The sequence below is a fragment of the Henriciella sp. genome (assembly GCF_049649345.1).
Classification (GTDB): Bacteria; Pseudomonadota; Alphaproteobacteria; order Caulobacterales; family Hyphomonadaceae; genus Henriciella.
Genome location: NZ_JBARZC010000217.1, coordinates 1 through 9,781, shown reverse-complemented (window position 1 = coordinate 9,781; position 9,781 = coordinate 1). Strand labels below are relative to the sequence as shown.

The 9,781-nt window shown below is 61.4% G+C and carries 12 protein-coding genes; 6 read left to right on the top strand and 6 right to left on the bottom strand.

The window, feature by feature from the left end; translation table 11 throughout:
• From WA989_RS05445 to modA, 5 genes are all read right to left on the bottom strand, one after another.
• Positions 1 to 1,344, bottom strand: a 1,344-nt coding sequence (locus WA989_RS05445; protein ID WP_424339492.1) for an NAD-dependent succinate-semialdehyde dehydrogenase, incomplete at its 3' end; no start/stop codon positions are given.
• Between the two features lie 93 nt (positions 1,345 to 1,437).
• Positions 1,438 to 2,370: a ribose-phosphate pyrophosphokinase gene (locus WA989_RS05440; protein ID WP_424339491.1), complete on the bottom strand. Its 933-nt coding sequence runs from the start codon at positions 2,368 to 2,370 to the stop codon at positions 1,438 to 1,440.
• A gap of 101 nt (positions 2,371 to 2,471) precedes the next feature.
• Positions 2,472 to 3,557, bottom strand: coding sequence for a molybdenum ABC transporter ATP-binding protein (modC, locus tag WA989_RS05435; protein WP_424339490.1), 1,086 nt, complete (start codon positions 3,555 to 3,557; stop codon positions 2,472 to 2,474).
• Positions 3,547 to 4,218 carry a molybdate ABC transporter permease subunit gene (gene modB / locus WA989_RS05430; RefSeq protein ID WP_424339489.1) on the bottom strand — a complete coding sequence of 224 codons (672 nt, stop codon included), beginning with the start codon at positions 4,216 to 4,218 and terminating at the stop codon, positions 3,547 to 3,549. Before modB ends, modC begins: the two co-directional genes overlap by 11 nt.
• A 5-nt stretch (positions 4,219 to 4,223) precedes the next feature.
• Entirely contained in the window at positions 4,224 to 4,991 is a 768-nt protein-coding gene (gene modA / locus WA989_RS05425) for a molybdate ABC transporter substrate-binding protein (protein WP_424339488.1), read from the bottom strand.
• A gap of 227 nt (positions 4,992 to 5,218) precedes the next feature.
• On the opposite strand from modA, the gene WA989_RS05420 reads away from it, so the two are divergent.
• The 4 genes from WA989_RS05420 to pgeF are packed head-to-tail and all read left to right on the top strand — an operon-like array spanning position 5,219 to position 8,005.
• Complete coding sequence (locus WA989_RS05420) at positions 5,219 to 5,722, top strand: YbjN domain-containing protein (RefSeq protein ID WP_424339487.1); 504 nt, start codon at positions 5,219 to 5,221, stop codon at positions 5,720 to 5,722.
• Positions 5,709 to 6,515 carry a pyrroline-5-carboxylate reductase gene (gene proC, locus WA989_RS05415; RefSeq protein ID WP_424339486.1) on the top strand — a complete coding sequence of 269 codons (807 nt, stop codon included), beginning with the start codon at positions 5,709 to 5,711 and terminating at the stop codon, positions 6,513 to 6,515. The genes WA989_RS05420 and proC overlap by 14 nt, the downstream gene beginning before the upstream one ends.
• A gap of 29 nt (positions 6,516 to 6,544) precedes the next feature.
• Positions 6,545 to 7,180: a hypothetical protein gene (locus tag WA989_RS05410; RefSeq protein ID WP_424339485.1), complete on the top strand. Its 636-nt coding sequence runs from the start codon at positions 6,545 to 6,547 to the stop codon at positions 7,178 to 7,180.
• Between the two features lie 45 nt (positions 7,181 to 7,225).
• Positions 7,226 to 8,005 carry a peptidoglycan editing factor PgeF gene (pgeF, locus tag WA989_RS05405; protein WP_424339484.1) on the top strand — a complete coding sequence of 260 codons (780 nt, stop codon included), beginning with the start codon at positions 7,226 to 7,228 and terminating at the stop codon, positions 8,003 to 8,005.
• Here pgeF and WA989_RS05400 read toward each other — a convergent pair whose 3' ends face one another.
• A complete protein-coding gene (locus WA989_RS05400; protein WP_424339483.1) occupies positions 8,006 to 8,254 on the bottom strand; it encodes an accessory factor UbiK family protein in 249 nt (82 codons plus the stop codon).
• A 90-nt stretch (positions 8,255 to 8,344) separates the two neighbouring features.
• Between WA989_RS05400 and lgt the strand changes: the two genes are divergently transcribed.
• Together lgt and WA989_RS05390 are read left to right on the top strand one after the other, a co-directional pair.
• Positions 8,345 to 9,280, top strand: a complete 936-nt coding sequence (gene lgt, locus WA989_RS05395; protein ID WP_424339482.1) for a prolipoprotein diacylglyceryl transferase — start codon at positions 8,345 to 8,347, stop codon at positions 9,278 to 9,280.
• Positions 9,277 to 9,781, top strand: a 505-nt coding sequence (locus tag WA989_RS05390) for an SAM-dependent methyltransferase (RefSeq protein WP_424339481.1), incomplete at its 3' end; no start/stop codon positions are given. The genes lgt and WA989_RS05390, both read left to right, overlap by 4 nt.

Genomic DNA, 9,781 nt, shown 5'->3' with positions numbered 1-9,781 from the left:
ACCATGTTCGCGGCCATAGCCTGAATTCTTGACGCCGCCGAAGGGCATTTCCGGCTGAGCCATACCAAAGCCGTTGATGAACACCATGCCGGTGTCAAAGTGCTGCTCGGCAAGTTCGATCGCCTTGTCAGTGTCTTCAGAGAAGATACCGCCGCCAAGGCCGAACCGGCTGTCATTGGCGATGCGCATGGCGTCGTCTGCATCCTTTGCGCGGATGAGTGAGGCGACAGGTCCAAACAGCTCGTCATCATAGGCCGGCTGACCGGGTTTCACGTCTTCCAGCACCGTGGCCGGATACCACCAGCCATCCTGCTCGGGGACTTCGCCGCCGCAGAGGATTTTCGCGCCATTGGAAACACTCTTCTCGACCTGCTCATGCAGATCGTCGCGAAGGTCTTCGCGGGCCATCGGGCCGATGTCGGCGTCATCGCCTGTCGGGTCGCCATGTTTGACGCCTTTCATGGCGTCGACGAAGGCGTCGCGGAATTTGTCATAGACCGCATCGACGACGATGAAGCGCTTGGCGGCGACGCATGTCTCGCCATTATTGTAAACCCGGCCGATGACACATTGTTTGACGGCGTTCTGAAGGTCAGCGTCTTCAAGCACGATATAGGCGTCGTTCGAGCCGAGTTCGAGGACGGTCTTCTTGAGCGCCTTGCCAGCCTTTTCGGCAATGATTTCGCCGGCGCTGGCACTGCCTGTCAGCGTCACGCCGCGAACAAGATCATTTGAGATGACATCGTCTGACTGGTCGTGGCTGATGCGCAGGACTGTGAAGAGGTTTTCTGGCAAGCCAGCTTCTGCGAGAATCTTCTCGATCATCAGGCCGGAGCCTGTGACGTTTTCAGCGTGCTTCAGAAGGACGCCATTGCCCGCCATCAGATTGGCGATGGCATAGCGGATGACCTGATAGGTCGGGAAATTCCAGGGCTGGATGCCATAGATCACACCGATCGGCGAATAGGCGATGTGCCCTTTCTTGCCGTTCTGGAGATCACGCTTTTCCGTCTCCAGTTCCTTGGGGCCGTTTTCAGCCGTCCAATCACAGATTGCGGCGCAAAGCTCGACTTCCTGCTCGCCCTGTTTGAGGAGCTTGCCCATCTCATCGGTCATCAGCCGGGCGAGATCTTTCTTGTTGTCGCGCAGGCCCTTGCCGATGGCACGAATTGTTTCAGCGCGCTCTTCGAGGGAGACATGGCGCCAGTCAAGAAACGCTTCATAGCAGCCTTTTACAGCGTCAGCGACTTCGCTATCGCTCATCATCGGATACCGCTGGAGGGATTTTCCGGTTGCTGGATTGATTGTCTTGAGGGTACCGCCGAGGGTAGCACTGTCAGCCATTTCTTGGCCCTTTCCGTTGGAGTTGTTCTTACTGAAGACAACACGGTCAGGCCGGGTGTCGTTCCGGATGGATCGACGCAGGTGCAGTTATTCTCAGTCGAAGAGCTTGGATACGCTCTCATTATTGGCGATGCGGCGGATGGCTTCGCCGAGGAGCGGTGCGACAGAGAGGACGCGCAGGGCTTTGGACTTGAAGTCTTCTTCGGTCGGGCGGATCGTGTCGCAGATGACGATCTCGTCCATCACGGAGTCTTCGATCCGTTTGACGGCATTGTTGGAGAGGACGCCATGCGTGACATAGGCGCTGACACCCGACGCGCCCTTTTCCTTCAGCGCGGCGGCGGCGTTTACCAGCGTGCCGCCTGAATCGCAGATATCGTCGACCAGCACGCAATGGCGGCCATCGACATCGCCAATGATATTCATCACTTCGGATTTGCCCGCTTCCGGGCGGCGCTTGTCGACAATGGCAAGGTCGCAGCCAAGACGGTTTGCGAGATTGCGGGCGCGAACCACACCGCCGACATCCGGCGAGACAACCATGAGGTTTTTCCCGCCCAGCGCGGCACGGATATCCTTCTCAATGACAGGCATCGCGACGAGATTGTCGGTCGGAACATCGAAGAAGCCCTGAATCTGCCCGGCATGGAGATCCATGGTCAGAACGCGATCAGCGCCGGCCTTGGCGATCAGATTGGCGACCAGCTTGGCCGAGATGGGCGTGCGGCCGTCGGTTTTCCGGTCCTGGCGGGCATAGCCAAAATAGGGGATGACGGCTGTGATCCGGCGGGCGGAGGCGCGCACCAGCGCGTCGACGCAGATCAAGAGCTCCATCAGATTGTCATTGGCAGGCTTGGAGGTCGACTGGATGACGAAGACATCCTCGCCGCGCACATTCTCATTGATGCGCACGAAGATTTCATTGTCGGCGAAATTCTTGATCTCGGCATCCGAGAGCGGACAGTCCAGATGGTCGGCGATGGCAGTGGCGAGCGGTTTGTTCGCATTGCAGGAAATCAGTTTCATCGCAGCGGGCAGCCTTCCTGTTTGTCCGGTTGCGGAGGTTCATGGAACAGGACGCGGCGAGTCGCAAGCAAAAGGGTGCAGGAAGACTTCCGCCCGGTCGCTCAGCGGGCAAAGCTCATTGACTTGATGAGCGCGAACACTTTCTGGCCGGGCGCGAGGCGCAGGTCATGGGCGGCGGCCCGGGTGATCTCTGCGCGAAGCGTTGATGAACCAGCCTTCAGGGTGATCAGAACACCGCCCATGCCGTCGGAGACCGAGACGATTTCAGCCGGAATGATGTTGCGTATGGAAAGACCGCGCGGGGCTTCTGTGGCGATGGAGATGTCGCTCGCATTGATGAACAGGCGGAGAGGCGCGCCGATGGCCAGCGTCTCGTCGAGTGGCAGGCTGAGCGTCTCGCCATCAAGGCGGAGCTGCGTCACACCGAAGTCCGGGTCGTGCGCAGAGACACTCGCTTGGATGACGCTGCCATGGCGCGGCTCATCCATCAGCGGGGCAAGGTCGAGATCGCTCATCACCTCCTGGAGCGGTCCGTGAGCCTGCACGTATCCATTGCTGAGGACCAGGACACGATCTGCCAGAGCGATGACCTCCTCAATGTCGTGGCTCACGAAGAGCGTGGGAATGGCGAAACGCTCCGGCAGCTGTTTCAGGTAAGGCAGCAAGTCGCGGCGCGCGGTGCGGTCGAGGCCTGTCAAAGGCTCATCAAGCAGGAGCAGGCGAGGCCGCGACAGGATCGCCCGTGCCAGCGCAACACGCCGCGCCTCGCCGCCCGACAGCGTCTCTATGGTACGATCCAGCAAAGGCGCGAGGCCTGTCGCGTCGACAACGTCGTCAAAGCTGATCGCGCTTTCGGGCGTGCGGCTTCTCTTGTGCGAAAAATTGAGATTGCCGCGTACGGAGAGGTGTCCGAACAGGCGCCCATCCTGAAACACATAGCCGACACCGCGCCTGTGGGGTTTCACATGCAGATGGGACATGTCCCTGAACCAGAGCTCGTCACCGAGCGCGATTGTGCCCCCGCTCGGCTGGTCCAAGCCGGCGATTGCCCGCAGCAGGCTCGTCTTCCCACTGCCGCTTGGGCCGAACACGGCGGTGATGCCGTCCAGAACGAGTTCCTGCGTGACGCGAAGGTGGAAACTGCCGCGCCACAGGCCGAAAGACAGGAAAAGCTTTTCAGCCGACACGGACAGCGTGCCTTCTATTGAGCGCATAGACGACAAAGAGCGTCAGGAAGGCGAAGATGAGCATGCCCCCCGACAGGACATGCGCGTCGCCATAATTCACGGCCTCGACCTGTTCGAAGATCGCGATGGAGACGACGCGGGTCCTGTCCGGGATATTGCCGCCGACCATGAGGACCACGCCGAACTCGCCAATCGTGTGCGCGAAGGTCAGAACGCAGGCGGTGACAATGCCGCGCGTCGAGGCAGGCAGCATGACGTTGAAGAAGGCGTCGAGCCTTGAGGCGCGCAGCACGGAGGCCGCTTCCATCGGCCCGCGCCCGACGCTCTCGAATGCGGACTGCAACGGCTGGACCATGAAGGGCAGGGAATAGATCAGCGAAGCCACGACCAGGCCGCTGAAGGAGAAGACCAGCGTGTCGCCTGTCAGAGAGACCCAGAAGCTGCCGATCGGGGCGGACGGGTTGAGCGCGAGCAGCAGGTAAAAGCCGATGACGGTGGGCGGTAGGACGAGGGGAAGGGCGGTGACGGCTTCGACGACGGGTTTGAAGCCGGAGCGGGTCATCGCCAGCCAATAGGCGACGGGCAGGGCGAGGACGAAGAGCAGCGCGGTTGTGACCAGTGCGAGCTGCAGGCTGAGGAGGACAGGCGTTAGATCAGGCATTGCGTTCAACCGGTCTCATAGCCGTATCCTTGGATGATCCGGCGCGCATCCGGGCTTTTGAGATAGTCCATAAACCGCCGCGCCGCCGCATTATCATTTGCGCGCATTAGAAGCACAGCATCCTGCCTGATCGGTTCATGAAGATTGACCGGCACGGGCCATCCCGCGCCGCCGGCACTGGATGGCGTCAAAACCTGAGAGGACGCAACAAATCCCAGCTCAGCATTTCCGCTGGCGACCATGGAATAGGTCTGTCCAATGGACTGTCCGCGGACAAGCTTGTCGGACAGTGTCTGGGACAGGCCGAGGCTTTGCAGGGTTTGCATTGCCGCGGCGCCATAGGGCGCAAGGTCGGGATTGGCGATGGCAAGCGCCCGGAAGTCGTCCTCTATCAGGATATCAGGGCCCTCCTTGCCTGCCAGCCGCGCCTCATCGGCGCTCCAAAGGACCAGTTTTCCGGTGGCATATGTGAAGCGGCTGTCTTCAACGGCGAGGCCGTCCGCCACGAGGCGTTCCGGACGGTCGCGGTCTGCCGACAGCATAACGTCATAAGGCGCGCCATTGCTAATCTGGGCATAAAGCTGGCCGGTGGCGCCGAAAACCGGCGAAATATCGTAGCCGGACGTGTCCTCGAAATCTTGCTCCAGTGCCAGCGCCGCCTCGCGAAAATTGGACGCGACCGCGATCCGCGCATCCGGCTCATCGCGCCCGGCGCTGCAGGCCGCAGCCCAAAGGACAGGCAGGAGGCCGAACAGGAGGAGAACCGCGCGCATGATGTCGCCTAGCATCGCCCCTCAGAGCCGACAAGCAGAGGTGCCACGAGCCTGTTGCAGCGGCGGGCATGACTGCGCTCACTGTTTGCAACAGGTCGGCCCCCGTGCGAGGCATGCGGCGCCAGCCGTCCACAACTCTCGGGGGAAGTGCGGTTGCAGGGAGGGCGACCCGTGTTACCGTCCCAACTTGTGACACTCCGTCACGCTGATTCGGAGGAGACTGCCTCGTGAGCCTCAACCTCGAACAATCCAACGAAAATTTCGCTGACCCACTCGACCTTGTCGAAGCCTGCCTTGAGAATGCCGGCTGGGAGCATCAGCGCGACGAAGACACCACGATCCAGTGCATCGCACAAAGCCGCTGGGGCGAGATGGGCGCGCTATTCGCTGCCCGCCGTGAGCCACCGGCCCTTCACTTTACTCTGACGCTGGACCTGAAACCGACAGCTGCCCGCACCGCTGCCATCTCCAAACTCGTCCTGATGGCCAATGAGCGCCTCTGGCTCGGCCATTTCGATTACTGGATCGAGGACAGCGTTCTTCTGTTCCGCCACACGCTTCCAATGCTTGACCGCGAAGAGCCCGACCAGGGTGAAATCCGTGCGGTGCTGGCGGCTGCTACGGACGCCGTGAATATGTTCGTTCCGGCGTTCAACTTCGTGATCTGGGCCGGCAAGACGCCTGAAGAGGCGATTGACGCCGCCCTCTTCGAGACAGATGGCGAAGCCTGAGCCGGGTTTAACGCTGATTGGTGGGGGGCGGATGGGATCTGCCCTCGCTGGCGGCTGGATCAAGGCCGGGTATGGCGGTCCGATTGCCATTCATGATCCCAACCCGTCAGATCTTCTGCAAGGCTGGGAGACGGGCGGCAAGATCGCGCTGAACCCGGAACTGGCGCCGGCAGGCATCCTCGTGGTCGCGGTGAAGCCGCAAATCTTTCCGACCATTCTCGACACTATCAAACCGCATGTCGGGCCGGACACGCTTGTCCTGTCCATCATGGCAGGGATCACGCTGGACGGGCTGGCAGACAAGCTCGGTACGGACCGGGTTGCCCGCGCCATGCCGAATACGCCGGGCCTTGTTGGCAAGGGCATGACGCTGCTGTGCCTGCCAGAGGGCGCGCCCGAGGGGGATGCAGCCATGCTGCGTGACCTGCTGACACCGCTTGGCGATGTCGAGGGCCCGATCGGCGAAGACAAGCTGTCTGCGGCCACGGCGATCTCGGGCTGCGGACCGGCTTATGGCTTTCTGCTGGCCGAAGTCATGGCGGCGGCCGGCGTTGCGCATGGTCTTGATCGGGACATGGCGCTCCGCCTTGCCAGGAAAACCGTTGAGGGCGCAGGCGCGCTGATGATGGACTCCGATGAGCTTCCCTCAAAACTGCGTGAGAATGTGACTTCGCCGGGCGGTGTGACAAAGGCGGCGCTGGACGTCTTGATGCGCGGCGATGCGATGCCATCTCTAATGGAAGAGGCCGTAGGCGCCGCGATCAAACGGGACCGTGAGCTCTCCGGCGATTAGGGCGTGAGCCTTCAACCGGGAGACCCCGCATGAGCGATCACAGAAAAGAAATCCTCGAGAAGGGCGTGCGCGCTGCGCTGGAGCTTGCCGCCGAGCATGACTGGAGCGACCTGACGCTGGCCGCGATTGCCGAGAAGGCGGGCCTCAGCCTCGAGCATTTCCACGGCATCGCCGACAAGGACACGATCTGCGACGCGGTCGAGCCCTATTTCGACAGGGCGATGAGCGAAGGCTCTTTCGATGAGAGCGAGACCCCGCGCACGCGGCTCTTCGATGTCATCATGATGCGGTTCGAAGCGATGGAAGCGCACCGCGATGCACTGGTCTCCCTTATGAAGTGGCGCCAGACGCAGCCGCTTCGTGTGCTCGCGCTTCTGGCGTCGCGACAGGCCTCTGCTGAATGGGCGATGGTCTGCGCGGGTCTCGACAAGTCGGGCGACATACCGAAGCCTGTGCGCAATACAGCGGTCGCCTGGGCCATCGCGCAGGCCGAACGCGCCTGGCGCAAGGAAGACAGCGCCGACATGTCGCGCACCATGGCGAAGCTCGACGGCGAGCTGCGCAAGATGGACGAGCGGGCCAGCTGGATCAAAGGCTTTGGCCGGCGAAAGGCCAGGGCTGAAGATGAGGCCGCCCCCGATGCTGAGCCGGAGCAGGCGGGCTGATCGAGCCGTTTCCCTTATCCTCGAAAACAGACTAAGGCGTGGCTGATGTCCACTGTGCCTCACACTCTCGCGTCCCGTATTGCCGGCATGAACGGCATCCGGCATGGCTTTTTCGGCCGTCAGGGCGGCACGTCAGAGGGCATTTATGACAGCCTGAATCTCGGCCTCGGCTCTGATGACAGGCCAAAGGCGGTGATGCGCAACCGGCGGCTGGTCGCCGACACGATTGGCGCGCGCGAAGTCGACCATCTCCTGTCCTGTCACCAGACCCATTCAGACCTCGCCATCCTTGCCACCATGCCCTGGGGGCCGGACCGTCCTCAGGCGGACGGCATGGTGACAAACCTGCCAGGCATCGCGCTCTGCATCCTGACAGCCGATTGCGTGCCCATTCTCTTTGCTGACCGGAAAGCCGGTGTTATCGGCGCCTGCCATGCCGGCTGGAAAGGCGCGCTTGGCGGTATCTGCGAGGCGACCATCGAGAAGATGGAAACCATCGGTGCGAACCGGAAGGATATTCACGCCGCGATCGGGCCGTGCATTGGCCAGGAGAGCTATGAAGTCGGGCCGGAATTCCGCGATGAGTTCGTGTCAAAGGCGCCGTGGAGCGAAAACCTCTTCCATCCCGGCGAAGGCGACCGGCAGCACTTTAATATGGAGACGTTCGTCAAAAACCGACTGGTGAAGGCCAAGCTCGCCTGGATCGATGTAATCGGCCACGACACGTGCGCCATGGAAGATATGTACTTCTCCAATCGTCGCCGCAATCATCGCGGCGAGCCGGATTATGGGCGCCAGGGGTCAGTGATCATGCTGGAAGGGTGATCAGCCCTTCTTCTTCGCTTCCAAAGCTTCGACACGCTTTTCCAGCGCTTCGACCTGTTCAAGCGCCTTGATCGCAATCGCCCTCAGCGCTTCGACTTCGTCGCGTTCGGCGAGGTCCATGTCCGCGATCATCGAGCGGACGCGCGCCTGCATGGCGGTTTTGGCTTCATCGCCGGCGGCGCGGGCCGCGCCCATTGCGCCGGTCATAAGGCCCGCGAGATCATCAAGCATTGGATTTGTTCCGGCCATGTGGTTACTCCTTGCCGCGATTGGAGGGGCTGTCTAGTCAGTGTCTTCGTACATAGATAGGACACGCGCCGTACAGGGGAAAGACGACGTATGAACGCACTGATGACAGCCGCGCTCAGTTTTCCGGACATGAGCCCGGCGCTGGTCGAGATCGATCTCGGTTTTCTCGGCCTCGGCAGCTTTCCGATCCGCTGGTATGCGCTTGCCTATATTGCGGGCCTCGTCATCGGCTGGCGCTACGCGCTGGCGCTGGTCAACCGTCCGGCTCTATGGGGCGGCACCAGCCCGGCAACCAAGGACGATATCGACGATCTTCTCTTCTATGTGACGCTAGGCGTTATTCTGGGCGGGCGGATCGGCTATATCCTGTTCTACCAGCTGCCATTCCAGTTCGAATCCGTAGAGCGGGACCCGTGGAGCCTCTTGCGCATCTGGGAGGGCGGCATGTCCTTCCATGGCGGGCTTCTTGGCGTTGCCATTGCGATTCTCATCGTGGCAAAGCAGCGCGGCGTGAAGCTCATGTCGATTGCGGATATTGCAGGCGTGGTCACGCCCATCGGCCTGTTCCTCGGCCGGTGCGCAAATTTCGTCAATGCAGAGCTATATGGCCGCCATACCGATGCGCCGATCGGCATGGTCTTTCCTGAAGCCAATACGGGCGGCACGCCGTCGGCCTATGACTGGCAGGCAAATAAGTGGATCTATACCGGCAATGAAATGCCGCGCCATCCGAGCCAGCTTTATGAAGCGGTGCTGGAAGGCCTGATCCCGGCCCTTGTGATTTCGATCCTTGTCTGGCGGTTTGGCCTGCTCAAGCGGCCCGGTCTCGCTGCGGGCCTCTTCCTGCTCTTTTACGGTGCGGGCCGCTCGATTTCCGAACAGTTCCGCATGCCGGACAGCTTTACCAGCGGCGTGATGCCGGACTGGCTGACCATGGGCCAGCTCCTCTCGCTGCCGATGTGGATAGGCGGGGCGTTCCTTGTCTGGAATGCGCTGAGAAAGCCGCCGGTGCAGGCGTCGGCGTGACGCTCAGGGAGAGGCTGAAAACGCTGATCGAGGCGGGCGGGCCGCTGCCGATATCGGTTTATATGAATGCCTGCCTGCATGATGCCGAGTTCGGCTATTACGCGACGCGCCCTGGCATCGGTCGGGACTTTATCACCGCGCCCGAAATCAGCCAGGTCTTCGGCGAACTGATCGGCCTGTGGAGCCTGCATGAATGGCAGGCCATGGGCGCGCCCAGTCCGGCCCAGCTGATCGAGGTCGGCGGCGGGCGCGGCACGATGATGCGCGACATGCTCGGTGCTATCGGCAAGGCAGGTGGCGGTGAGGCCTTTTCGCTTGCGATGAATGAGGCGAGCCCCGTCCACGCCGCAATGCAGAGCGATGCGCTATCGGGGTTTCATCCGGATTTTCTCGGCGCGTTTCAGCAGCTTGGGGCAGCGCCTTTCATCCTTGTCGCGAATGAATGGCTGGACTGTCTGCCGGCGCGCCAATTCGTTCAGGTGGACGACGATTGGCATGAAC

Bases quoted from the DNA above. Each gene is read 5' to 3' on its own strand.
- WA989_RS05440 (WP_424339491.1), bottom strand. From the start codon at position 2,370: ATGAAACTGATTTCCTGCAATGCGAACAAACCGCTCGCCACTGCCATC.
- modB (WP_424339489.1), bottom strand. From the start codon at position 4,218: ATGCCTGATCTAACGCCTGTCCTCCTCAGCCTGCAGCTCGCACTGGTC.
- modA (WP_424339488.1), bottom strand. From the start codon at position 4,991: ATGCGCGCGGTTCTCCTCCTGTTCGGCCTCCTGCCTGTCCTTTGGGCT.
- proC (WP_424339486.1), top strand. From the start codon at position 5,709: ATGGCGAAGCCTGAGCCGGGTTTAACGCTGATTGGTGGGGGGCGGATG.
- WA989_RS05410 (WP_424339485.1), top strand. From the start codon at position 6,545: ATGAGCGATCACAGAAAAGAAATCCTCGAGAAGGGCGTGCGCGCTGCG.
- pgeF (WP_424339484.1), top strand. From the start codon at position 7,226: ATGTCCACTGTGCCTCACACTCTCGCGTCCCGTATTGCCGGCATGAAC.
- WA989_RS05400 (WP_424339483.1), bottom strand. From the start codon at position 8,254: ATGGCCGGAACAAATCCAATGCTTGATGATCTCGCGGGCCTTATGACC.
- lgt (WP_424339482.1), top strand. From the start codon at position 8,345: ATGAACGCACTGATGACAGCCGCGCTCAGTTTTCCGGACATGAGCCCG.